18 protein-coding genes are annotated in these 25982 nt (G+C 53.1%); 12 read left to right on the plus strand and 6 right to left on the minus strand.

What is annotated here, in order from left to right:
- Positions 1 to 84 precede the first annotated feature (84 nt).
- The 3 genes from C5Y96_RS23510 to dprA all read left to right on the plus strand — a co-directional run bounded on the left by C5Y96_RS23510 (position 85) and on the right by dprA (position 2677).
- A complete protein-coding gene (locus tag C5Y96_RS23510; protein ID WP_105358512.1) occupies positions 85 to 315 on the plus strand; it encodes a hypothetical protein in 231 nt (76 codons plus the stop codon).
- Between the two features lie 29 nt (positions 316 to 344).
- Positions 345 to 1466, plus strand: a complete 1122-nt coding sequence (gene aroB / locus C5Y96_RS23515) for a 3-dehydroquinate synthase (RefSeq protein WP_105358514.1) — start codon at positions 345 to 347, stop codon at positions 1464 to 1466.
- Between the two features lie 80 nt (positions 1467 to 1546).
- A complete protein-coding gene (gene dprA / locus C5Y96_RS23520; protein WP_105358516.1) occupies positions 1547 to 2677 on the plus strand; it encodes a DNA-processing protein DprA in 1131 nt (376 codons plus the stop codon).
- Positions 2678 to 2687: 10 nt separating this feature from the next.
- Here the strand turns inward: dprA and C5Y96_RS23525 are convergent, their stop codons facing one another.
- Together C5Y96_RS23525 and C5Y96_RS23530 are read right to left on the minus strand one after the other, a co-directional pair.
- A complete protein-coding gene (locus C5Y96_RS23525; RefSeq protein WP_105358518.1) occupies positions 2688 to 3983 on the minus strand; it encodes a DUF1501 domain-containing protein in 1296 nt (431 codons plus the stop codon).
- A gap of 53 nt (positions 3984 to 4036) precedes the next feature.
- Positions 4037 to 7684, minus strand: a complete 3648-nt coding sequence (locus tag C5Y96_RS23530; RefSeq protein WP_105358521.1) for a DUF1553 domain-containing protein — start codon at positions 7682 to 7684, stop codon at positions 4037 to 4039.
- 305 nt (positions 7685 to 7989) lie between these two features.
- Between C5Y96_RS23530 and C5Y96_RS23535 the strand changes: the two genes are divergently transcribed.
- The 6 genes from C5Y96_RS23535 to C5Y96_RS23560 all read left to right on the plus strand — a co-directional run bounded on the left by C5Y96_RS23535 (position 7990) and on the right by C5Y96_RS23560 (position 15106).
- Positions 7990 to 9447, plus strand: a complete 1458-nt coding sequence (locus C5Y96_RS23535) for a sulfatase-like hydrolase/transferase (RefSeq protein ID WP_199188777.1) — start codon at positions 7990 to 7992, stop codon at positions 9445 to 9447.
- A gap of 83 nt (positions 9448 to 9530) precedes the next feature.
- A complete protein-coding gene (locus tag C5Y96_RS23540) occupies positions 9531 to 10094 on the plus strand; it encodes a helix-turn-helix domain-containing protein (protein WP_105358525.1) in 564 nt (187 codons plus the stop codon).
- 259 nt (positions 10095 to 10353) lie between these two features.
- Positions 10354 to 11652 (plus strand): alkaline phosphatase D family protein, encoded by a 1299-nt coding sequence (locus C5Y96_RS23545; protein ID WP_158261387.1) that lies wholly within the window; start codon positions 10354 to 10356, stop codon positions 11650 to 11652.
- A 76-nt stretch (positions 11653 to 11728) separates the two neighbouring features.
- The gene (locus C5Y96_RS23550) at positions 11729 to 12916 is read left to right on the plus strand and encodes a phosphonoacetaldehyde reductase (protein ID WP_105358529.1); all 1188 of its coding nucleotides are present in this window, start codon (positions 11729 to 11731) and stop codon (positions 12914 to 12916) included.
- A 36-nt stretch (positions 12917 to 12952) separates the two neighbouring features.
- A complete protein-coding gene (phnX, locus tag C5Y96_RS23555; RefSeq protein ID WP_105358531.1) occupies positions 12953 to 13768 on the plus strand; it encodes a phosphonoacetaldehyde hydrolase in 816 nt (271 codons plus the stop codon).
- Positions 13769 to 13804: 36 nt separating this feature from the next.
- The gene (locus C5Y96_RS23560; protein WP_105358533.1) at positions 13805 to 15106 is read left to right on the plus strand and encodes a DUF5690 family protein; all 1302 of its coding nucleotides are present in this window, start codon (positions 13805 to 13807) and stop codon (positions 15104 to 15106) included.
- Between the two features lie 68 nt (positions 15107 to 15174).
- Here C5Y96_RS23560 and C5Y96_RS23565 read toward each other — a convergent pair whose 3' ends face one another.
- Positions 15175 to 18096 carry a hypothetical protein gene (locus C5Y96_RS23565; protein WP_105358535.1) on the minus strand — a complete coding sequence of 974 codons (2922 nt, stop codon included), beginning with the start codon at positions 18094 to 18096 and terminating at the stop codon, positions 15175 to 15177.
- 165 nt (positions 18097 to 18261) lie between these two features.
- Positions 18262 to 19449 (minus strand): xylose operon transcription regulator XylR, encoded by a 1188-nt coding sequence (locus C5Y96_RS23570; protein ID WP_105358537.1) that lies wholly within the window; start codon positions 19447 to 19449, stop codon positions 18262 to 18264.
- A gap of 224 nt (positions 19450 to 19673) precedes the next feature.
- On the opposite strand from C5Y96_RS23570, the gene C5Y96_RS23575 reads away from it, so the two are divergent.
- Positions 19674 to 20759, plus strand: a complete 1086-nt coding sequence (locus tag C5Y96_RS23575) for an anhydro-N-acetylmuramic acid kinase (RefSeq protein ID WP_158261388.1) — start codon at positions 19674 to 19676, stop codon at positions 20757 to 20759.
- Positions 20760 to 20761: 2 nt separating this feature from the next.
- Here C5Y96_RS23575 and C5Y96_RS23580 read toward each other — a convergent pair whose 3' ends face one another.
- Positions 20762 to 21766 carry a BadF/BadG/BcrA/BcrD ATPase family protein gene (locus C5Y96_RS23580; protein ID WP_105358541.1) on the minus strand — a complete coding sequence of 335 codons (1005 nt, stop codon included), beginning with the start codon at positions 21764 to 21766 and terminating at the stop codon, positions 20762 to 20764.
- Positions 21766 to 22677: an N-acetylmuramic acid 6-phosphate etherase gene (gene murQ, locus C5Y96_RS23585; RefSeq protein ID WP_105358543.1), complete on the minus strand. Its 912-nt coding sequence runs from the start codon at positions 22675 to 22677 to the stop codon at positions 21766 to 21768. Before murQ ends, C5Y96_RS23580 begins: the two co-directional genes overlap by 1 nt.
- Before the next feature lie 231 nt (positions 22678 to 22908).
- Between murQ and C5Y96_RS23590 the strand changes: the two genes are divergently transcribed.
- Together C5Y96_RS23590 and C5Y96_RS23595 are read left to right on the plus strand one after the other, a co-directional pair.
- Complete coding sequence (locus tag C5Y96_RS23590; RefSeq protein ID WP_105358546.1) at positions 22909 to 24411, plus strand: sodium:solute symporter family transporter; 1503 nt, start codon at positions 22909 to 22911, stop codon at positions 24409 to 24411.
- Positions 24411 to 25577, plus strand: coding sequence for a serine hydrolase domain-containing protein (locus C5Y96_RS23595; protein ID WP_105358548.1), 1167 nt, complete (start codon positions 24411 to 24413; stop codon positions 25575 to 25577). Before C5Y96_RS23590 ends, C5Y96_RS23595 begins: the two co-directional genes overlap by 1 nt.
- Positions 25578 to 25982: the final 405 nt, after the last annotated feature.

Here is a 25982-nt window from a genome sequence, read left to right on the forward strand (position 1 = left end):
CCGACCTGATTTATACTCAATTATCAATCAATCGTCGTGATGGCGAACCTAAGCAGCGTGCCGAGACTCTCAAAGGATAGTCTGTTGCCGGACAAATTCGACCCCTACCGCGAATCGCTGATTGTCGAGGAGAAGACCATCTGGCCGGAAGCGTTGAGTGAGGTTCCCCTGGAAAAACGCGGGACGATCGCTAGGCAGCTTCATGCCGATGCCGCGTCGTGTAATCACCTGGAGTACGTTCGCCTGCACACAGGCTTCTGTCGTCAAATTACCGTAACGCAGCAAGACGTGACTCGACTGGAAGCGAAAACCTAATCAAGGCCAGGAAATTCCCGAAGATTCCCATGACCCCGACAAACCCCACCGCATTCGCCTCGCAGACTGTTCACGTCCCTCTGTCCGAACGCTCGTACGACATTTCCATCGGCACTGGTAACCTGGCAGAGGTTGGTCGCTGGATCACATCCCTACGTAGTGTCACGCACGCTGTCTTGATCAGTGATGCCAATGTCGCTCAGCACTATCTCAATCCCGTTAGTGAAAGCCTGGAAGCAGAAGGGATTCGCGTCACCACGCTGGTCGTCCCAGCCGGAGAACCCAGCAAGTCGGTGGGAACTTCCCAGGAACTTTGGGAAAAGGCCCTTGCCGATCGCGTTGATCGTAAATCGATTGTGGTGGCCTTGGGGGGCGGCGTCATCGGCGACCTCGCCGGATTCATTGCCGCCACCATGACGCGGGGACTCGATTTCTTTCAGATACCAACCACGCTTCTTGCCCAGGTCGACAGTAGCGTCGGCGGCAAAGTTGGTATTAACTTGCCGGCGGCGAAGAATATCGTGGGATGCTTCTGGCAACCGAAGGGCGTGCTGATCGACACGGCAGTTTTGGAAACGCTGCCGCGAAGAGAGTATCTATCCGGCCTGGCTGAAGTCGTGAAGTACGGTGTGATTCTCGATCCCGAATTCTTTGAATACCTGGAAGCCAACGTTCAACCGATGCTCGATCGCGATGCGGTCGTATTGCAAAAGATTGTCGCGAGAAGCTGTGAATTGAAGGCCCAAGTCGTCGCAGAGGACGAACGCGAGACAACCGGCCTGCGTGCGATCCTCAACTACGGTCATACCTACTGCCATGCCCTGGAAACGGTATCAGGCTATGGCCAGTACCTGCACGGCGAGGCGGTTTCCGTCGGGATGCTTTGTGCTTCTCGCCTGGGAGAAAAACTGGGCGTGTTTGATCAGGAAGCGACCAAGCGGCAGTACAAATTGCTAACCGCTCTCGGCTTACCAGTCGATGTTCCGAAACTGGATAAAGAGGCCATTCTGTCCGCCATGCAGCGGGATAAGAAAGTCGAGCACGGCAAGCTGCGATTCATCGTCCCGCACAGCATTGGCAAAGTCGTGCTCACGTCCGATATACCCGCAGGCGTGGCCATGGAAGCCTGGACCGACGGGTACGTGAGCTAGTTGGCCGATAATTTCCTCGACACTTTGGCAGCACCCCCTATAATGGCGGACTCGCGTTCCATCCTCCAGGTGCTATTCGCATGAGTTTTGTCGACGACCAAACACTACAAGATCCTGAGTTTATCGCCGCGCTGCGTCTGGCATTGAGTTCGGGCATCGGCCCTGCAAAAGTTCAAGCTCTTCAAGCCTGTTTTGGATCGCTCTCAGCAGCCCTCTCGGCAACGTCAGGCCAACTCCAGGCAGTGCAGGGCATTGGTCCTAAGGTAGCCAAGACGATTGTCGCGGCCAGTCAGCTTGATGTTCAGCGTGAGCTGGATCATTGTCGCGATTTCGGTATTCAGATTCTGACACGCTCCTGCGATGGGTTTCCGGAACTCCTGAGAGAGATCGCTGATCCGCCAACATTGCTGTTTGTCAAAGGTGAGATTCTTCCGTGTGACGAACTGGCTGTAGCGATCGTGGGAACCCGGCACGCCACGCATTACGGTAAGAAGCAGGCCGAGCGTTTCGGATATGAACTGGCCAAGGCCGGATTCACCATCGCCAGCGGCCTGGCCCGTGGGATCGATGCGGCGGCACATCGCGGTGCGCTTAAAGCCAAAGGACGAACGATTGCTTTTCTAGGTGGTGGTGTCTCGAAGATCTACCCTCCAGAGCATGAAGACTTGGCCGCGGAGGTCACCGAAAGCGGGGCGATCGTCAGCGAATCGGCCCCCTTGGTCAGTCCAATTGCCGGCGCGTTTCCCCAACGAAATCGCTTGATCACGGGAATGAGCCTCGGTGTGGTCATTGTCGAAGCCGCAGCACGCAGTGGAGCTTTGATTTCCGCTCGCATGGCGATGGAGCAAAATCGTGAAGTTTTTGCCCTGCCAGGTCAAATTGATAACCCTGTCGCCCGTGGAGTGAATAGCCTGATCCGCGATGGTGCCACGTTGGTTCAGTCGGTCGACGACGTGATCGAACAGTTGGGGCCGCTCCGCAAGCCGCTACAAGTCTCGGAAGAGAAAACCGTTCTGCAACCGGCAGAGTTAAAGCTAAACGATCAAGAACAACAGGTTCTCCAGCACATCGATCTGGCCCCAATGTCGTTGGATGCCTTGGTGGCGAGGTCGAAGCTGCCCGTACATCGGATATTGTCAACGCTCAGCATTTTAGAGATGAAGCGGTTGATCGTGCGAACCAACGGAACCACCGTACAGCGTACCGCTTAAGCTTATCCCGTTAGGTGAATAAGGCTTTGATGGGCTGACCACCGTCGGTAATGGGAACAGGGCGGTCGCCATCGTAAAGCGATTTCGCGTAGTCGATACCCATGGCGGCGTGAATGGTCGCAAAGAAGTCGGGAACGGAAACCGGATTGCTGACAATCTTCTTTCCGAGTTCGTCCGTCTGACCGTAAGCACCAGAGTGCTTCAGACCGCCACCAGCAAGTACGCATGTGAACGCCGACCCTTGGTGTCCACGCCCGCCACCACTGTCAAACTCTGGCGGACGGCCAAATTCGGTGGTGACCACGATCAGCGTCTTGTCGAGCATCTTTCGCTGCTCAAGATCGAGAATTAGTGCTGCCATCGCCGTATCGAGTTCCTGAATCAGCTTATGCTGTTCCAGAATGCCTCCGTTGTGCACGTCCCAACCGGCACCGTTTAGGAAGTTGAGGTTGTGCGAGACTTCGATGAAGCGTACCCCTCGTTCCACCAGCCGGCGGGCCAACAAGCACCGCTGTCCGAACTCGCCACCGTAACCCTCGCGCAGGTCAGCCGATTCTCGGTCGAGATCGAAGCTGCTCATGAACTCGGGACCACTCAGCTTAAGACTCAGATCGATCGTCGCGTCATAGTCCTTTAGCGCAGCTTCTCTCGTCTCTGGCTGTAGGCTACGTAACTTCGTCAGAAAGCTTTCCCGGCGATGTTGACGTTCGCGATCTACACCTAGTGGGGGCGATAGGCCTGCGGGGCCACGCCCCGTTTCAGTCAGATAGAGATAGCTATGCTGAGCCCCGAGGAAACCTGGCCCACGGGTCGCGTTGGGATAGCCAATCAGGACGTAGGCTGGCACTTCATCTGAGGCCGCCCCACGCTCGTGGGCGACAATCGAGCCTAGCGAGGGATACACCACCGTACCACTGACCGGGCGGCCCACGTGCATCCAATTCGTCGCTGCGGCATGCTCATCGATCACGGCATGGTTCACCGTCCGCACGGCGGTGACACGGTCCATGATCGGAGCCAGCTTGGCAAGATGTTCGCATACCTGAACGTCGTTGACACACGTTGGGATGGACTCGTAGTACGAACCCGGCTTCTTTGCCTGAGGATCTCCCTTGGCCTTCGGATCGAACGTATCGACCTGCCCCATGCCGCCGCCTAGCCATATCGAAATGACATGTTCCGCCTGGCCGCTGATTCGGCTTCCCATGGGCATGGCCCCGGCAACCGACGTCGCCATGGCCGTCGCAGCGGATGCAGCGAGAAACTGTCGCCGATTGACACCAGACTTTGAAGAAGAATTGTTCATATTAAATCGCTTCTTATCAGTAGCTATGACTTGTTCGCTCACGAATCCGGCAACTACGGCATCCAGACAAATTCTCGCAGGTTCACCACACTCCACACCATATCTTCGTAAACTTCGCGCCACTCAGGCTGTAGCCGAGGATCAGCCGGTGGGCCGACTCTTGCTCGGTGAGCGTGCTCTTGCTGGATTGTATTCGCTTCCGAACGCAAGTGGTTTGACCAGGTTACTTGAGGAAGTCGTTCAAGTCGCCCTGGTTCCTTAACCTGATCTTTGGGAACGAGTCGCTGCTCGAACCCCTTGCGCAGGACATTTGCAAACAGTACTCGCTCCTGATCACTAGGCATTCGACTCAAAAACCGCAGGAACACAGAGTCGACCAATTGTTCAGGAGATTTCGCTTCGACCGCCAAATCGGCCAGGGGGCTTTCGTGGGATGCCCTGGTAAGCCACACAGTCATGGTTCCGTTGGCGATCACGGCCGGCTGCAGCACGTTCGGCTCGGTTTCGCGATCGGTTCGCGGGATCTGCCGTTCAGCCGACCACCCGAATGCGACCATCACGTCATCAATCACCGATACACGCGGGAGCGTCAAACTTGGCCGGTCGCGCTCGTTGGAAATGCTCGCCAGCATCCAGGCACGCTCGACGCGTCCCAGGTTGTTACGATTGCTGGCTGGGCGTCGACCGTCAGGGTCAAGCGTCAGAGTCTCAACCTCGATCTCTTTTCCAGCCGCCCCATAGAACGAGTCGACGATCTGCTCGGCAGTCATCCGGCGACGTTGCGGAGCATTGAACAAACGTCGTGTAGGATCGATATCTTGTTGATCTCCGATCGCTTCGCGTTGATAGAGATCTGAGTTCATAATTAGCCGCATGGTGTGTTTGACGCTGTACCCATTGACGACAAAGTCACGTGCCAGCCACTTCAAAAGTTCCGGATGACTGGGCTTGTTGCCTTCCCAGTCGTGCGGCGGCTCGACAATTCCTGCGCCAACCAACCGTCGCCAAATGCGGTTCACAGTGACTTCTGCAAAACGTTCGTTTTCAGGAGCAGTGACCAGCGCCGTTAGCCGTTCGCGGCTGTCCTTTTTGTCTTCGAGATAGGGCCCCAAGGCTTCGTTATCTTGAATGCCTGTCACATCCGAGAACGGCCATTGAGGTTGGACTGCTGCGCCAGGCTTGAGTGTCACTTCGATCAGCGGTTCACGTTCCTGGCTTTCAAAGAAGGCGACCGGGACCGAACTGGATTTCGGAACTGAGAGAGGCTTCCTGGCGAACATAGCCGCGAGCGAATAGAGGTCTTCTTGAGTGGTGCTGTGGTAAGGGGAGTCGTGACATCGAGCACACTGAAGTTCAATTCCGAGGAATGCATTGGCGACCACATGCCCCTTCGCAGCAAAGGGAGAGTCATTCTGAGCCGCCTTGGCAAAACCGGCACTGCCACCGTCGTCAGCGCCCCCTCGCATCATCATCAATTCGGTGACCATTTGGTCCAGTGATTTGTCATCACGTAGCGAGTCGTGCAGGAACCAGCGGAATGGGCCACTCGCGTTGAGCGTTGCATTGATCAGGGTAGGATTCTCAGCTAAGACATCTTGCCAATAACTCACCCAATGATCGGCCCAGCGTGGGTCAGCCAGCAGTTGATCGATTAACTTGGCTCGCTTGTCAGCAGAATCATCATTAAGAAAAACACGAACCTCTTCCTCCGTCGGAATGACACCAACCGTATCGAGATAGGCCCGGCGAATAAACTTGGCATCGCCCACAATGGGTGCCAGTTCTGACTCTTCAACTGATAACGGCAATTCAGGCCATTTGGCACCATCATTGATCCACGTTTCCAGCGTCTTGATTTGCTGGAAGGAAAGAGGCTTGCCGGTCGGTGGCATTCGCATGTCGGCATCTTCATGTCGGATGCGAGTCATCAACTCGCTGGCAGAGGCATGCCCTGGTTCAATCGCTGGACCGGAATAGCCACCGGCGATGGCCATATCTCGCGAATTCAGTTGAAGACCACCAGAGTCCTTTTCGCTATGACAACGAAAGCATTCACTTCGCAGGATCGGCAGAACTTCTGAATGAAACTTCTTTGCTTCATCTGGTGATGTTCCTTGGACGGCTGCTTTCGCTTCTTGAATCCGACGAATGATGAAGGCATCGATCGGATTAGCAGCGGTGTTACTTTTTGGAATCGAGGGCCCCGGATTTTCTTCGGCCCACTCTTGAGCCAACCGATGTCGCTTTTCCCAGAACGGTTGACGTGACTTAGCCGCGTCAAGGCGATTCTCGTCGTCAAGCGATGCAAGTGAGCTTTCGATACGCACCAGCGCATTATTGAAAGCTTCGTCCGTCAAAGGAAGTGGAGCGTCTGGACTGCCGACAGGGCCAAGCACGTGGTACTGCATTCCGTCTGGTGAAAGCAGCGCCACGGTGAATTCGCCGGGCTCGGCTCGGAACTTTTTGCCACCAGCCATCGTTTCGACAACCACGCGGTACGTCCCATTCTTGGGAACTTGAAAAGTACCGGTCTCTTCGTGAAGACGATGCTGTTTGATGCGATGACCTGGCAGCGGAGGTTCGGCCACCGGCGTGATCGGTTCTTCGCCGCTGGGTGATCCTTGCAGGGCACCTGTCTTGGCGACAAGCTTGCCATCTACCCACATACGGCTGAGACCACGTGCCCGCAAAAGAAAGGTTTGCTTTCCTTCTGGAAGAGATACATCGGCGGCCATTCTCACCAGTACCGGTGCATTCCAACTATCACGAATTCCCCAGCTGTCATAACGCAGAGGTAACCGTGGGGTAAGAAACTCGGATGTTTCCCAACGGATGATTTCTGCCGGATAATCCTCATCGAAATCGAGCCATTGGGTGTGAGATGGCATGCCTTCGTGGAAAGTAACCGTAACACGATCTGCGGGAAGTTCGCCTAGCTTTGGCATCGATTCGGGTGCGGCTTCAGGCTTTGGGGCTTCGCCAACCCGATGAAATCGCTTCTTGAGCGTCTCCGCATCAAGCGCCACGCGGTGGAGTGCCACGGCGTCTAGGTAGCCGCGGAACGAATTCGAAGCACTTCCTCCCAGAGAAGACCCGATCCAAACGCTGTCGTCGTCAACTACAGGCGCGAGCGTCGTTGGACCACCCATATCCCAATTCCCAGGCAGTTGTTTCCCGTCGATCCAACCTTGCACACTTTCAGGTTTGCCGAACTCGTAAGTAACAGCAACGTGATGCCAGCCTGTTCTCGGTATGAAGCCGTCAGCGGTTGTCCAACGGTGCCAGTGCGACTTCGATCCTTTACTTGGGGTCGCAAACAGGAAGCTGGCACACGCCTTCCCTTTGACACCTCGTAGCCTCAGAGCCCAGTTCTGGTTGTCAGGTGCGAACTCAGGATTGCCAGTTCGACCTTTCCCCATGATGTAGAGATTCTCGCCATCTTTCAGATCGCGAGCATTCACCCAAGCTTCGATAGTAATGGAATCGCCGTTAGTGAAGTCAAACGGACTGAGATGGCCTGGGTCGTCGTACGAGTAGTAAGCGCCTTGACCATCAAATTTGACCGCCGTATTGGCGGTATCAAAATCGGGGTACGAAGGAGGACGCGGCCCTGGAACATCGCGGTGGACTCCACCATGCGCGATAAGCGGAGTTTCCTCTTCCGCGCCAAAGTCCCAGTTCACAACGGGCTCAGATGCCATGATCGCTGCGCAAGTGCACACCAACACGAAGGTTAAGGAAAGTAAATGGCAACGAAGCAATCTCATCTGCGATACCTATTGAGAAGGACCAGAACGCGATCAATCGGGGGCGTTTGGCGAATCAACAATCTGAGTGGAGGGATTAGGACTTCGATCGGAAGTGATAGGAAGGAACCTTAAATATCCATAGATTTTTTGCTTTCGTCAAGGTTTCTTGGCTAAGCTAGAGCGACTCGACCTAGCTCAAAACGCTGAATATCACTCGCTCATCTCAGTACTTTGCTCCCTTCAATTTTGACACAATCATGCGAAGCTCCCTCAATTGCCAATGTGCTTTGAAGGCGATGGCCTGCCTACTTTTTGGTATTCTTGTCGCACCAGCCGCGGCGAAAGCGCCAGATCTGCAACAGCCTCCGAATGTCCTGCTTTTGGTGGCCGATGACCTTGGCTATGCCGAGTTGGGTAGCCAAGGAAATGCGACGGTTAAAACGCCAAAAATTGACGCATTTTGTAAGAGTGCCGTGCGGTGCACGCAGGCTTATGTAACGGCACCCAATTGCAGCCCTTCTCGGGCCGGTTTTCTAACAGGACGAATTCCACTGCGATTCGGCTACGAATTCAATCCCATCGGTGCTCGGAACGAGGACCCTCAAACAGGTCTGCCTAGCAAGCAGCAAACCATGGCGGAATACCTTCACGATGCAGGCTACACAACTGGCCTGATTGGGAAATGGCATCTTGGAGGTGCGGCCGACTTTCATCCACAACGTCATGGTTTCGACGAGTTTTTCGGCTTTTTGCATGAAGGCCACTACTTTGTTCCCAATCCATGGAACCAGACAACAACCTGGATTCGCCGCAAGGGACTACCAGCAGGGCAAAACAATCGGTACGAAGTCTCACCGCGCCTGATCTATTCCTCTCATATGGGGCACGACGAACCTGCCTACGATGCCAACAACCCGATACTTCGTGCGGGGCAGCCGGTTATTGAAGATGCCTACTTTACGGACGCGATCACACGCGAGGCGACCTCCTTCATCGAACGATATCACGCGAGCCCTTGGTTTCTCTATGTAGCCTACAATGCGGTTCACAGTCCGCTGCAAGCCAAGAACGAAACCCTAGAACTATTTAAAGACGAAGACGACATTCACCGTCGCATCTTTCTCGCCATGCTTTATGACTTAGATCGAAGTGTCGGGCAAATTCTCGACACGCTCGAGGCGACAGGGCAAAGCGATCACACGCTGGTCGTTTTCTTCAGTGATAACGGCGGTCCCACGAAAGAAACGACCGCCAGTAATCTTCCGCTACGAGATGGTAAGGGCAGCATGTACGAAGGGGGAATTCGCATACCATTCCTCATTCGTTGGCCGGGAAAGCTCGAAGGGGGAATCGTATCCGATGCGATCATCAGCACGCTCGATCTCTTTCCCACGATCACAGGGATCATTGGCAATAGGCCTCAATACGAACTAGATGGCCTCGAAATCACCGAGCTTATCCACAGCCCAGAATCATCCAGCAATCGCATTCTCTATTGGCGGCAAGGGAAACGAGCCGCGTTGCGCGAAGGCCGCTGGAAAATAGTTGCTCCCAATGGACACGACTCCCCAGAGAAGTGGCAATTGTTCGACCTCCAGGAAGATCCATCAGAAAAGATCGATCTCTCCCAGAATCCGCAGCAAATCCCACAGATGAAGGTTCTATTAAGGAAATGGAACGGGCTAAATCAAGAGATGGCGGCCCCACTGTTCTAGGCAGGACGGATAGGGCCAACGATGCTGGAAACTCATGCTACTAGACATGTTGTGTCGATCTGCGGGTCGAATATAATACCACGATGAACCTCGTTGAACTAGCCGAACGAATCCGATCTCTCCGTATCGACCAACGGTTAACGTTAGAAGAGGTCGCCTCGCGCACCGGGCTAACACGTAGTTGGCTATCGAAAGTTGAAAACTTTCGCGTCACTCCGTCGTTGCCCGCCCTGGCCGAGATTGCCAAGGCGTTGGGAATTACTACTTCTAAATTAGTCGAAGGACTGGATGAAAAGCCCTCGTTAACCATGGTTCGTAAGAATGAACGCAAGGTTATCGAGCGAGATCAGTCCGATGCCAACACATCGGTTTACGAATCGCTGGCTCATCGACGTAAATCCCGTTCGATGGACCCCTTCATGATTACAATCCCCCCAGGGGTTGCCCGTGAAGAGGCCTTACCCCACCTGGGCGAGGAGTTTCTGCTAGTCCAGACAGGCAATGTCGACTTTGAATACGATGGCGATGTCTTCAAGCTCCAAGCGGGGGACAGTCTTTATTTCGATGCCAGCGTACCGCATCGCCTCGTGAATGCTTACAAAAAACAAGCCGTAGTGCTTTGCATCTTCCAGTCGCCGCAAGCCTAACTCTTCGTCATGCGGTGAACTTACACAATCCACGACAATGGCGTGGTAAATGTACGCGCATCGTTATTCTGAACGCACATTCTGAATCTGTCTTCAGGTTTAAGGCTTGGCAATCTTAACCGCGACTTCACAACACATTTGTTGACTACCAGGCAACTTCCGGTAAGAATGACTCAAGTCAATCAGGATGATTGCCTGGCAAAATGTTTCTTCAAACACTTGGCTCAACGAGGATATCCCTATGGGGGCAAAGCAAAACATGACGCAGAACCTGGACCGGCGTTCGATGCTTGCCATTACGGCCGCTTCCCTCTTGGCCACCACTTCCGAGGGTAGCGACCGCGAACTTCCGAAATTCACGGGACCTATGGTGGGCCACGTATCGGACGTTGATGCCAACATTTGGTTTCGGCCCGATGAACCTGGCGAATACTCGCTGCACATCCTGAAAGCAGATGGCTCCGAAGACCGCGTCATCACCGCAACTGCCAAGATCGAAAACGACAATTGCCTGACTTGGCACGTCTCTGGAATGCATTCCGGTAGCCAATACGGTTATAAGATTTCAGGCTCCAATGGAGTGCTGGTTTCAGGGGAAAAGTACTATTTTGAAACGGCTCCCGATCCCGCGAAAGCCAGTAAAGTATGTCTGGCATTTGGGTCGTGTGCGGCGAACAAGCCTCTCGAGTTGTGGTCGCAAATGGAGCAACGCGGATCCCAGGCATTGGTGCTACTGGGCGATACGCCTTACATCGATTCGACGGATCTTAGTGTCGCGCGACAACGTCACCGAGAATTCCTCCAGGTTCCTCAATTAGCGTCCTTGATTAGCCATACGCCTACTTGGGGAACATGGGACGATCATGATTTCGGACGCAACGATTCCGACGGCCGTCTTAAAGGAAAAGAAAATACACGACAAGCATTTGTCGAATATCGAGCGAACAAAGGCTTTGGTCACGACCGATCCGGAATTTACACCAAGTTTCAGTACGGACCTGTCGAGGTCTTCTTGCTGGATACCCGCTGGTTTGCTCGGACGGAAACATCTCCCGTCGATACAAAGCAACCAACACTCTTGGGTAGAAAGCAATGGGAATGGCTCAAGGAAGCGTTGTTGGCCTCTACCGCACCTTTCAAACTCATCACCTGCGGTATGATTTGGGACGATAAAGAGAACTCCGAGTCCGATGACTGGGGTACCTATTCGTATGAGCGCGATGCCTTGTACGAGTTCATTGGCCAAAACAAGATTTCTGGCGTTGTACTAATTGGTGGCGATATCCACTGCTCTCGGCACTTAAAGTATGACACCGAGAAAAGCGTCGGATATCCGATTCATCAGTTCATCGTTTCGCCGATTCACGATAGCACGATCCCCAAACTCAACGTGCCTCATCCCAATCTGGTACGGGGCGAAGCGGTTCCTCATGTATGGCTCCGACTTGAGGTCGATAGTACTCAATCGCCAGCGCGGCTTCACGCGGAATGGGTGCAAATGAAAGGACGCCCCATGTGGGATGTTACACTCACGGCAGATGAATTGTCGTTTGGATAGGTTTAGATTGAGAATCCAGAGATACGAAACGGATTTCGCATATTAAAGGCCGAGAACTTTGCCGCACCTTGGAAAAATGCAAACGGTTTATCTAGCAGAAGGATCCCTCGCCAGGATTCCGCAAATCTTTCAGCAATTGGGCGCTGTTCGCACCTTTCTGGTTGTCGACGAAGTTGCGTATAACCTGTCAGGTGCCGCGGCCCAATTGCGTCAATTTCTGCCGCCAGATGCAATCACCTTGTTTAGTGGATTCGAGCCGAATCCTAAGATCGAAGATGTCCAGCGCGGTGTTGCCAAGTGCCGTGCTGCCGATCCCGACCTGGTACTTGCACTAGGCGGCGGAACCGCCATCGACCTTGCTAAGATGATCGCTTCGATGTCGCGACACGAAGAGAGTCCGCGTGACATCGTTCTCAACGGTATTTCGCTTTCGCAGGGTACATTGCCGCTCGTTGCTATTCCAACAACGGCCGGCACAGGAAGCGAGTCGACTCATTTCGCTGTTGTTTACGTGGACGGCCAGAAATACTCGGTCGCCGACCCTTGTCTACTGCCCTGTGTTGCAGTGGTCGATCCGGAATTGACCTACAGCGTCCCCCCGAGAATGACTGCGGCAACTGGTCTGGATGCTTTTTGCCAAGCCATCGAATCGATCTGGGCCGTGGGTGCTACCGACGAATCGGTTGCCTATGCAACCTCCGCCGCGACCCTCGCATTCGAACACTTGCCAGCCGCCGTGAATGCTCCGACGCCAGAATCTCGGCACGCAATGAGCCTTGCGTCTCATCTGGCAGGAAAAGCGATCAACATCAGCAAGACGACACTACCCCACGCAATTTCCTACGCGATAACAGCCGATTACGGTATCCCTCATGGAGCGGCAGTCGCCACAACGTTAAGTAGCGTTCTTGCATATAACTTCGGTGTATCCAAGTCCGATTGCGCCGACGAGCGAGGAACCACACATGTCCGACAACGGCTCTTACTGATTCTGGACATTTTAAAAGCAGCAACAGTCGAACAGGCATGTCATCAAATCGAAGCATTTGTCAGCTCGCTTGGCTGCAACCCAACTCTCGCATCGGCCGGCATCCAAACGGACGAGAGCCTACGGGTATTAGCAAGCCGTGTAAACCCTGCGCGGCTTTCCAATAATCCTCGAATGGCTAGTCAAGAAGAATTGTTTTCTCTACTGCAAGGCAGGAAGACAGTCTCCACAGGAAGTCGGCGTGATATCGTTCCGACAAAAGCCACAGCTGGTTAACGCAATATTCATCCCAAGCATTACACTGACGAAATTATGATCGCAAAACAAGGCAAGATTCAACTTGTCGTTTTTGACTGGGCCGGCACGACCATCGATTTCGGTTCGTGTGCTCCGGCGACCGCATTTGCCAAAGTATTTGCGGCACACGGAGTCCAGGTCTCCGACGAAGAAGCTCGTCGACCAATGGGCTTGAATAAGAGAGAGCATCTCATTTCGATGCTCAGCACCGACGGAATCTCCAAGCGTTGGCATGAATCGAAAGGGGCTCCTTGGACAGATGCCGATGTTTCGCTCATGTACGATCAATTCGTTCCCTACCAACTAGAAGCGATTGAACAAAGCAGCCAACTGGTGCCGCACTTACTGGATGTCATCGGCATCTTACAGGCGGATGAAATTAAAGTCGGAAACACCACAGGATACTTTCGAGCCGCAGCAGAACTCGTCTCACAGGCAGCGAGTAGGCAGGGCTTTGTGCCGGACGCCAATGTCTGCGCCGACGACGTTCCCAAAGGCCGACCGGCACCTTGGATGATCTACCAGGTTATGCAAAAGCTAAACGTCTTTCCTCCGCAGTCTGTCGTCAAAATCGGTGATACGGTCGCGGACATTGAAGCAGGTCTCAATGCCGGGTGCTGGACAATTGGAATTTGCGATAGTAGCAGCATCATGGGGCTTAGTTTGGATGACTATTGCCAATTAGATCCCGCGACAAAAGCAAACAAGCTCGACACAACCGCGTCCGTTTTTCAGAACGCCGGCAGTCATTTCACGATTGCTTCGATCGAAGATCTTCCGCGCGTTATAAGCCAGATTAATCAACGTCTCGGCGATGGCGAACGTCCTTAAACAACCTCGACTTCAACCCCCCGAAACATCTGAATCATGAGTTCCGCCAGCTTACCGGATCAATCTACGAAGCGATCAGATTCTTTCTGGGCATTTTGGGCCATCTTCGCCGCATTCGGAACATATTTCTGCATGTACGGCTTTCGCAAGCCGTTTACGGCAGCTGAATATGACGGCGCAATGGTTGGCAGTATCGATTTCAAGACTATTGTCGTCTCGATTCAAGTTCTAGGCTACATGTTGTCCAAGTTTGTCGGTATCAAAATCATCTCCGAGATGCCTCCGCAACGTCGAGCAGTTGCTCTGATCGGTCTCATTCTTTCTGCCGAGGCCGCGTTAGCGTTGTTCGGCATCTTGCCGCGACCTTGGAATGCCGTTGGGTTGTTTTTCAATGGATTATGCCTGGGAATGGTATTTGGCTTGGTGCTGGGCTTTCTGGAAGGGCGACGGCTTACCGAGGCATTGGTAGCTGGGCTTTGCACCAGTTTTATCCTTGCCGACGGTGTCACCAAGTCGGTTGGCTCGTGGTTACTTACCAACGGTGTCAGCGAAGATTGGATGCCATTTACCGCTGGTCTGATTTTTCTCCTGCCACTTTGCCTATGCGTCACCATGCTAACCAAGATCCCGGGACCCAGCGAACAAGATGTTGCTGCCCGTTCTGCCCGAGATGCGATGTCTCCTCATGACCGCTGGTCACTGTTCAGCCGGTATGCCTTGGGGCTGTCGATTCTGGTAGCCATCTACCTTCTGATCACAATCATTCGAAGTATACGCGCCGACTTCGCTGCCGAATTATGGGGAGACCTAGGTCAAGAAGCGGTCCCATCGACCTTTACCCGCTCTGAAATGTGGGTCGCGTTAGGTGTCTTGTTTGTCAACGGGCTTTCGATTTTTGTTCGGAACAATCGGCTGGCTTTCTTCCTCTCCCTGGGCATCTGTGCCGTTGGCTTCATTATCCTGGCTGTCGCTTTAGTTGGACAACAATCCCAGTCGATCGGCGCGTTTCAGTTCATGGTGCTAGTAGGCTTCGGACTCTATCTTCCGTATGTCGCCATTCACACTACGGTATTTGAACGTCTGCTGGCGATGACCCGCGAGCGGGGTAACCTTGGATTCCTGATGTACCTTGCAGATGCGTTCGGTTACTTGGGATATGTCGTCATCATGTTTTCGCGCAACCTCTTCGTTGGTCGCGAGAATTTTCTCGACTTTTTCACATCGTTCTGCTGGGTTGCCCTAGGGACATCTCTTCTGGCGCTTTTCGTCGCTTCGATCTACTTTGCCAATCATGGTCGGCAGCCAGCAACGTCATCAGCAATCGCCGAAAGAGTTTAATTCATTCACTTCTGCTTCTTTGTTCGTCACCCCGCAGGCGTCATTGCTTATATGTAGTGACTCGTCTTCTATCGCCAGGTCAGTACTCGAAAGAGGCCCCGTCGACGACGAAATCTCTCTGGCATGGCTAAGAGATAGTCGCGGAAAATACTCAACAGCAGCGACACCACAAAGAAAATCGCACCTCCGATCATCATGTAAACAGCCACGCCTTGCAGTTGCTGTGGAAGATGCACATACACCACAAGGGTACCGACGTACAGCAATGTTGTGATCCCACCGACGATGGTCGTGGTCCGTAATCGGAAAAGAATTCCCGTCCCTAAAAGACCGAGACCTGCGGTCAGAGCTCCAATTTCATGGACAATACGCCAATGGGTCGTTTCACTGTAAAACTCGAATCGCTGCCCAAGCAAACCGGTCAGCATTGGGACGGCTAGTAGCAAACTGCCGACAACCAGGCCAAGTGTAACCCAGTCCTCCTGGCGCTCCCCCTCTTGGGCCCAGCCAACATGGGAAACGATCAATACCACCACTCCCAACGACGCCAACAGGATCTCCAGTTTCTGCCACGGTTCAAGAGTCAAACCAAACGCAACAAGCAATAGAGCAGAACACCCCTGAGCGACGGCCAGAGCGATGTACCAACGACTGACCTTACGCGGCACAACCATTAGTGCTGCCAATAGAGAAGTGGCAATCAACCCTAGCAAGAGAGCCAACGTCCCACCATGGAAGCCTACCATCATCAGACGATTGAGCGCTATAAGCACGCCACCTGTACCCGCCAAGCTCAAGAGTATTTGCCCACTCATTCCCAACGCCCGGTGATCACTGTTCGCTTCGTCGATTTCAAACCCAATAACACGATCGACAATTATTCCAACTATCCCAATCACACCGAACGTGAACAGCCCCAATTCGTACGAAGCACCAAAAAAGTGTTCGAGTTGCACCACAGCGGCACTTCCAGCGACTAACGCCAGGAGGTTCCCAGCAAGATGCTTGGATTGGATGGCATACAAGACGTAAAAGAGGCACACTTCCATGAAGAATACTGAAAGTAAGATCTCGCTTACATGGCCGCTGAGTGGCTCGATTCTCCGAATGGACAGTCCATACGCCGAGACCATTATGGCTCCGACCAGTAGACTCGTCCCGCTATGTGCTGCTATTTGCAAGTTCGTCCGGAGAGAAGAAGAGAATCTCGTGGACAGAAGCCAATACCCCAGCGGAACAACCATCAGCAAGGGTCCTGCCACGTCCCATGCTTCCCAGTTCATCAAGGCCAAGCCGCTAAATGAGGCCAACAGTACAGCAATGCATGAGCTTACTGCGGAGGCTACATTTAGATAAACATTGTGTTCCCGTGTCAGCCAAATACCGAGCCAACACGCTATTGATGTTGTCACCATCGCAATGGCGAAGAGATGAGTTGTCTCGTGAAGCGGAAACACATTGAAAGTCGCCCCCAGATATCCGGCAATTCCCATAACCAAGGGAACCAATAGCAACAGAGACGCCACGGTCTGCATCATGGTACCGAGCGTAATCGGTGCCTTTTCATGTTCCTCCGTCTGTTCGAGACCACGAACACTCCAAGCAAACCCTTGAAAGAAGATTGCCGTCACCGCGAAGACCATCATGACAAGTTCTTCCGTTACCGGAACTGGCAACAGATCGACGAACATCACCTCGGCCCAGAGAAACGAAGCGATTCCTCCCCAAACCCAGGCGGATTGTCTTCCGACTACAAAATACGAATAGCCGTAGAGGTACGTCGCCACGAGGGAAAGGCCAATTGCCAGGGTTTTCAGTTTATCGCTCGTGGCCAATGAAGGCTCGTCAAATGGCAAAGGTCCCGTCCGCCAGAAACTCCACAAGTCAGTCAACATACCGCCATAGGTCCACGAACTGATCGTCCAGCTTAAAAGCACAATAAGCCCGCCCAGCAAGACACAATGTCCTGCTCGGTAGAAGGCCTTACCGAAATCTTCGCGGCTGAATGGACCATCGCCAGAAACAAACGCTCTTTCCGCATGAATCGCGATGGCTCCGAGAGCAATCAATAAGGAAGAAACAGCGGCACCTTCCCAAAACCTTGCGACGCTTTGGTCTCCTAAGATCATCAGGCCCGTTAGCGTAATGCCTCCCACCATCGCGTATGCAAACAGGGGATCACGAACCAGAACCGCACAACATGCATAGAGGACCGCTATGGCCAGTGCTGGAATCCAAAGATGGCCACCTTCATCGAGAACGATTAACCCCTGGGCATCATAAAACCAAAGATGCAGCGGCATGACGAGACAGGCCAGAAGCGTTATGCCTTGGCCAGCCGTCTTAAACCGCGTATACCGCAGCAGATAAACACCAGCTCCCAGAACAACCAGATTTGCAACTCCTGCACAAACGGCAATCACCAAGGGGTCATCAAAGAAACCTTGCGTCGCCAACCAGATGACCAGCCCCAAAACTAACAAAGCCGAGCCGAGCATCATCAAGTATTGAAGGCTTCTCGGATCTAATACCGCCTCAAGCAGTTTTCCCGAAATTGAATTAGGAAGGGACCGATCGCCCTCGACGGCTGCTACCCTATCGTTCGAAGAATCAGTATCCGCTGCAACAGCTGTGTCCGAAGCCTGATTCTCTGAAATCGTGCCAATCTCTGCTTCTAGCTCCCTTTGAATACGTCTATTCTCGTCTTTCAGGCTGACCACAAGATGTTCGGGAAGACGCCCCAGCTGTACGTGACGATCTAACTCATGGTCGAGAAAGGCACGGTAACGCAGTTGTTGTAGCGGACTTCTTGGGCTCTCATTTTCCTTGGGAGCTTCAAGGTGTTCACACGACTGGTCGATGGTCTCCAACTGCTTAAGCCAGGCTTCGTAGAACTCTTGAACGCTGGCGTCGAGCTTCCAGTACTTGAGATTCTGTATGGCAAATTGGATTGCCTGACGTAGATCCTGCTGATGTTCGGATGATGACATGTGCTGCTTCCCGACGTTAATACGCAATGACCTGTGCGTTGAATCAGAATCCGCCGCTAAATGCATCGCGAAATGACCAAGAGAATAGGTCGAAGAATTTTCAAGATTGCCGATCGAGACGCAGAACTTGGCCTGAATACAAGCAGGTGGCCGGTCGAAGGAGCTCTATTCGCTGAGAATCTTCTTGCGAAAATTGCGTGGCGTGGTTCCAAACTTCCTTCGAAAGGCAATGCCGAATCGCGTGGCATTGCTAAATCCGGAGCTTAACGCAACTTCCGTAATGGATAGGTCGCGATTCAAAAGCAACTCTTTGGCACGCTCTAGCTGAACGCGACGGATTTCTTCCGCAGGCGTTCGACCAAGGTAAGACTTGAACTGAATCTCTAAGCTTCGTCGCGAAAGGGGAACTTCCTTCAAAATGTCATCCACGCCAATTCCATGCTGAGTGTGGTTTTGGATGAACCTTAGCGCACGCACGATTATTGGATCATCAATCGCCAGAAAATCTGTCGACCGTCGGCTCACAACACCATTTGGAGGAATCAGCACCGGATCTTTCGGCGCGTTCTTTCCTTCCATCATCTGATGAAGCATGGCGGCTGCTTCGTAACCGATTCGCTCGCAAGCAAGCGAAACGGCCGAAAGAGGAGGGGTCGACACTTCGCACAGCAGATCATCTGAATCCCCAGCTAGAATTGCACAGTCGTCCGGAACTCGAATCGACGAGAAATGACAGACCTCGGCCAGTTGTCGAGCATGATGAGCATCGACCGCCAGGATGGCAATTGGCCTGGGAAGCGAAAGCAGCCAGCGATTGACGCGACGCTGTTGCTCATCCCAAGACATCTTTCTTCCGGCACGATAACCGGGGCGATATGTATGACATACGTACCCCCGCGTGACTACCGCAGTTTGAAAGGCCTCGCCACGACTATTTGAATAACGGTTGCTTGGAGGGGCAAAATAGGCGAACTGCGTGAAACCTCGTGACAGTAGATGCTCTACGGCCAGCTCCGCCCGGGCAGCTTCGTCTGTGATAACCCGGCCAATTTCCGGAGTGACAGGTCCGATATCATCGACATCCACAACGGGAATGTTTCGCTGTTGAATCTGCTCGATCTGCTGCCGATTCGATAATCTGGCAATTGCGCCATCTCCCCGCCATCCGTCCGGCAAGGAAGAACGCTGCTCATGGTCGCGTGGATCAATAAGCAAATGCCAATGGGCGTTCTTTTCTGAGTATTGGGCAATCCCGCGAATAATGCGCCTTCCCCAGCTCGTCTCCGTTTCGACCATCACCGCGATGACCCGAACCAGAAGCTTATCGTCAGATGGATTTTTTTCGTTTGACATTACCGAGCATTTAGTCGTTAAGTGGCCTGAGAAAGCATCACTCTATTCTAACTTTCTTGGTCATCTTGTTTGCGCAGATACGAGAATTATTTGTCATTTTGCTCATGTTGGTTTGCAGGGGGCTTTCGCCTCTGCGACAGGCGGTTAAGCTGAACCGCAAGCCACTTGTCTCTGGCGAATCGTCTCCCCACGCCTGGGTGGAAAATGCTTGCCCTAAGGTTCCCATGAGCGAGAGTCCGCATCATCGTCGCACCGTAATTGGACTAATGAGTGGCAGTTCCGCCAAGGGCGTTGATGCCGCACTCATTTCGACCGACGGTGAGAATTTCGTCAAGTTTCATGGGGGACTGCGACACCCATACGACAACGAGTTGCGATCACGCATCCTTGAGGCCTCTCAGCACAACGTTCGTTTGGATGAGTTGCTTTTTTTGGAACGCGAAATAACGCTGCACCATGCCGCGACCGTGGAGGTTCTCAAGCAACAGCTGGGAACGATCGCTAACTCGGCCAAGCTGATCGGTTTCCACGGGCACACCGTACGTCATATGCCCACAGAAGGGGTGACGATGCAGCTTGGTAACCCGTGGCTTCTCGCCGAGAAGTCGGGTTTGCAGGTCGTGTCCGACTTTCGACGCCGAGACATGGCCCGTGGCGGCCGTGGAGCTCCATTGGCTTCCTTCTTTCACCAAGCCCTGTTCCATGACAAGAGCTTCCCCGTTGGGGTCCTCAATTTGGGAGGAATCGCTAACCTTACCTGGCTAAGCCCTGACGGATCGATCGTTGCTGCTGATACGGGTCCGGGTTGCGGATTGCTGGATGAATGGGCCCAAGAGATGGCAGGTCTGAGCCACGACATTGATGGTCAACTCGCGAGCCGTGGGACCGTTCATCAGACGCTTGTCGATGACTTTCTGTCAGCCCCCTATTTTCAACGACCACTTCCAAAGTCGGCTGAGCGTTTCGCGTTCGACCACATCGATGTTTCCGGTTTGAGCGTAGAAGATGGTGCTGCGACGCTTTGTGCCGTCACCGTAGGAGCTGTAGAAGCAGCGATCGACAAGATGCCCGGACCGCTGGGAATTCTTTGGGTAACCGGTGGTGGAGCTCATCATCCCGTGATCATGCAGAGCCTTCGTGATCGGTTTCCGATGGTACAAACCATCGATCAGCGTAACCTCAGCCCAGTTACGCTGGAGGCCGAATGTTTTGCCTGGTTGGCCGTTCGTAGCTTACGAAACCTACCGCTAACCATTCCCGAGACAACAGGCTGTTCGCAGCCGACCACCGGTGGGTTCGTAACGCCGTAAAATCAAGGCAGAATCTCGAACTGACTTGGCAACTCAGGCTGGGAAAGCATATTTAGAATTGGCAACACTGGATCGACAATTCGCTCTAGTTTCGCATGAAAACCACGAGCCTCGAGTTCCTTGCCAAGTTGGTGCATCAGCGGAGACTCTGCTCGCAATATTCCGCCGGATAGTGCGATGACCATTCCATCCTTCGGCATTTGTAGTCGGGTTTGCAGTCCCTGAACCATATCGGCTAAATCGGCCGCGGCTTTTGCAATAATCGTCGCAGCAAGTGGATCAGTTTCGTGTGACGGGGATAATACAATTGGAGCGAGCGAAGCAACCGCTTCACGAAGGTCGGCAACATCTGCCATGGCTGCCTTGATTCCCAAGGATGTCTTCGCCCCCAGCGCCTCACACACTTGTTTGACCAGACCTTGAGCAGTCTTACCCATTTCCAGACATTGTAAAGTTGATCGGAGTGCTAACCGGCCAATCGCGTACCCGCTTCCATCATCTCCCAGCATTGGTCCCCAGCCACCTGCAATCGCATACCTTCCTAAGGGATCACGACCGATGGCGACGGAACCGGTTCCAGCAATCAACCCCATGGATACTTCAGGACCGCAACCGGCAACTAGGGGAATAAGATCCGGAACGACAAGACACGTTTCTGCGAGATCCATTTCGCCTAGGCGTCGACATAGATCGTGTCGTATTGGTTCATGAAGTGTCCCAGCAACGGCAAATATTGCCCGATGACAGGGGAAGCTATCGAGACCCGCTTCCGCTTTGGCTAGTTTTACAGACTCGGCAATCGTCCTGGCCGATGCTTCGAGTCCTATCGCACGAGGATTGCCCGCCAACGCACGCCCTGTCCCAAGAATCGTCCATTGATTCTTATCTCCGATGCGAGCCAAAGTGCACGATGTTTTTGTGCCTCCGCTGTCGACCGCTAACACCAGTTCGCCGTCAGATCGATCGCGATTGGGCAAGCCGCTCACTATATTCTCATGGATCAGCATTAGCGGCTTCGTTCTCCAGTAGTACCCATAATGGCTTGGCGCAGGTGACCGTTGGCCTCACTCAGTAAGACCCGAGCTCGATCGGGCGATTCTCCTGTATGATGCACCACAATCGCTGTTTTCACTTCGCCATTGCATTCATGCAAAAGACTGGAAACGTCTTCGTCCGAAAGTTTCGTAGCCGCTTTGACGATCCGTCTAGCTCGTTCGTTCAGCTTGGTATTGGTCGCCTTCAGATCCACCATGAGGTTTCCGAAGGTCTTCCCCTGTCGGATCATCGCACCGGTACTCAACATGTTGAGTACCATCTTGGTCGCTGTGCCGGCCTTCATTCGTGTAGAACCACTAATGATTTCAGGGCCCACGACCGGAGCAATGACCATGTCGCAGTGTGAGTGTAACTCAGAGACTTCATTACAGGTCAAGCCAATTGCATAGGCCTCGATTTTCCGAGCATAGTCCAAGCCACCAATCACATACGGAGTACGACCGCTGGTGGCGATCCCAACCACGACATCTTTGGAGCTAAGTCCAATGTCTTGCAGGTCCTTGGCTCCAAAGTCAGGATTATCTTCCGCACCTTCTACCGCATTCTGCAGAGCCGATGGACCACCGGCAATCAAACCGATTACCTGTCCAGGATCGGAACTGAATGTGGGAGGGCATTCGGCGGCATCTAGCACACCAAGTCGCCCCGAGGTACCAGCTCCGATATAGATCAAACGCCCTGACCGCCTAAGTCGCGCTGAAATGGCATCAATTGCCGCGGCAATTTGAACTGATTGCTGTCCCACGGCGATGGCCACACCAGCGTCCTGGTTATTGATCAGGTTTACCAAATCCAAAGTCGACAATTCATCGAGGTCTTCGGACGCCGGGTTACTGGCTTCGGTCGTCAAATGATCGAGCATGTTAGCACAGTGAATGAAACACGATCGGAAGAGTAAGGCGAAAAAATGTGAAAGCGTTTTATCTTGCTCAGTTTAGACCCGGATACACGCGTGGCATAGCTTCTCTGCGCAAAAGGGAGATAATTATGCGCTTGGTCGTCTAGCGAATACAGCGACGCCAGCTAGACTAAAAATGGTCCGTCGCAGCTTCGTTTTCCCCATTTCCCCCAACCCAAGGACCGGTTCGCCTGCATGGTAATTCTGGCGACTTTGGCGATTCACCCAATCGATGTAGCAATCATTGCTGCTTACATCGTGGGGACGAGCCTTCTGGGAATTTGGTTGGGGAAGGGGGGGAACTCGACCAACGATTTTTTTCTAGGCTCTAAAAGTTTGCCCACCTGGGCGCTTTTGCTTTCGATTGTCGCAACCGAAACAAGCACCGTTACATTCTTAAGCGTTCCAGGCCTGGCATTCAAAGAAGGGGGCAACTTTGGTTTCCTTCAACTGGCCTTAGGCTATATCGTTGGACGCGTATTGGTACTGGTTTTCCTGCTTCCCCTCTATTTTCGTAACGAGAACGCGACTGCTTACGAAGTCTTTCAGCGGAACTTCGGTAGCTCTACCCGTCGCCTGGCATCGCTTTTCTTTCTCATTGCCCGAACTCTTGGAGACGGTCTGAGACTGTTTCTAACCGCACTCGCGTTACAGCAGGTGATGCAGTTACCTTTCGAGGTCAGTGTTGCTATCCTCGCGATTGCGACAGCACTCTATGCCTTGTTGGGTGGTGTTCGCTCGGTGGTCTGGAACGATTGTCTCCAGTTTGGCGTCTATATGGCTGGCGCTTTGATTGCGTTGACGGTGATCTTGATTCGTCTTCCAGGTGGTACCGATCAATATTTTCAATTTGCGTCTGAAACAGGACGCCTCAAGCTATTCGATCTTAAATTTCTTCCCGACCATGGCCATCTGACGTTATGGGTAGGACTTTTGGGCGGGGCAATGCTCAGTCTCGCGACACATGGTGCCGATCAGTTGATTGTTCAGCGATACCTTTGTGCGAAAGATCAACGCTCGGCCGGATGGGCACTCTTTTGGAGCGGCCCGATCGTATTTGTGCAGTTCGTGTTGTTTCTGGCGATTGGAGTTGGCTTGGCCTGTTACTTCACCGAATTTGATCCTGCAAAAGTCAATATTCCGGGCGATCAGGCGCTGGCAACGTTCATCGTCGGTGAACTTCCGCTTGGTATTCGGGGAATCATCCTGGCGGCTGTATTCGCCGCGGCCATGTCTACCCTGTCCAGCTCCGTTAATTCATCAGCAAGTTCCATGCTGCAAGATTTTGGACGTCAAGCATGGAACCAATTACCTGACGACCGCAGGCTACGCCTTGCACGGGGTTTCACGCTACTGTTTACCTTGTCACAAGCAGCGGTAGCGATCATCGCCTTCCGAGGGCACTTTGCCGATACCGTCGTTAATCAGGCTTTGGCGATCGCCGGCTTTTCCGCAGGATTATTGCTCGGACTTTTTTTCGTTACCTTGGTGATCGGACGAGTATCGAGCGTCCTGGCAAACATCGGACTGCTGACAGGGGCCTTGGTGATAACCCTGGTTGCCTTTCAAACGAATATCAGTGGTTACTGGTATTCGTTGATTTGTTGCGGCACCTCCTTTGGAGTTACCGTCGTCCTTGGCTACCTCGTCGCATTGCGTGGCGAGAATCCTCGAGTCGCTTCCTTGGAGGAAGATTAATGAGTCTGCGTTGCTTAGTGGCTCTCATTCTGGTTCTGGCTCAGCTTGTTCTAGCGAAAGCAGATCTGTTTGCCGCCACCCCACAGTCAACTGATATCACGGGTGAAATCACAACGAAGATCGATCAGGCTATCGCTGCAGCTCTTACCGAAAAGAAGATGCCAGGCTGTGTGGTGGTCGTCGCACATGGCGGACAAGTGGCCTACAAGAAGGCACACGGCAACCGCCGGATCGAACCGTCGGTCGAACCGATGACGATGGATACAGTGTTTGATATGGCTTCGCTGACCAAGCCAATTGTCACGGCAACCAGCATCATGCAGCTTGTTGAGGAAGGCAAGGTTGACCTCGACGCCCCGGTTGCCACCTACTTGCCCGAGTTTCGCGGGAATGACAAGGAAACAATCACTATCAAACAGTTGCTCATCCACACCAGCGGGCTGACCCCAGACAATGCTCTCTCTGACTATGAAAACGGTTGGGCAGGTGCCTACCAGAAGATTTGCAATCTCAAGTTACTGTCCGAGCCTGGACAACGTTTCCGTTATTCCGATGTGGGATTCATCTTGTTGGGTGAAGTAGTGGCCCGCGTCTCGAAGATGCCGCTCGACCAGTACGCTGCCCAACACCTGTTCAAACCCCTCGGAATGAACGCGTCGGGCTATAACCCAAACGAAGCATTGGCCAAACGTTCGGTTACCACCACGCAGGTTGATGGAGAATGGCTGAAAGGAACCGTTCACGACCCGCGTGCACGGTACTGCGGCGGTGTTGCCGGGCATGCTGGTCTGTTCAGCACGGCGGATGACCTGTTGCTTTATGCCCAGGCAATGCTCGCGGCACGCAATCCCGGCACCCAACATCTGCTCAGCCAGCAAACGCTGGCAACAATGACCAAATCGTACGACGCCGCAGGCAACCTCCGCGGTTTAGGTTGGGACAAGCAAAGTGGCTATTCAAGCAATCGTGGTAAGTCGATGAGCTCGTCAGCCTACGGACATGGCGGTTTCACGGGTACCGCTATGTGGATCGATCCAGAGCTGGAACTCGTCGTGATTTTCCTCTCGAATCGCGTTCATCCCCACGAAAAGGGAGCGGTGAACGCGCTCGCTGGAGAGATCGGAACAATTGCTTCCGATGCCTGTCGAAACACTCAGAAAAGTTAGGCGAACACGGCAACCAAACTTGGAATAGACGTTCTCGTCCGTAATACCGGCGGCTGGTCTTCTCTCCTCGATAAATAACCACAGTTTCTCTGTTTTGCGCAATACAAAACGATATTTGCCTAGATTATGGCATATTTCACTAGCGCACAATTCACGTTGCTAGCTAACTAATCGTCTGTCGTGAACACGCGAGCTACTGGCGAGTGTGACCATCGTTAGTTCACGTTCCTAATAGGGCCTTTTAACGGAAATCGTTGCTGTCACAAGTCGTTGAGCTCATTCGGCAGTAAACAGGCTAAGTTGAGCCGAAATAGAAAACATTGACTAAATCGCCTCGACGATCTAAAACGTGAATACACAAAGATTTGTTGTCCTACCTATTGCCTGCCATCGATTCCGCTGTAC

The sequence above is a fragment of the Blastopirellula marina genome, from assembly GCF_002967715.1.
GTDB classification, from domain to species: domain Bacteria; phylum Planctomycetota; class Planctomycetia; order Pirellulales; family Pirellulaceae; genus Bremerella; species Bremerella marina_B.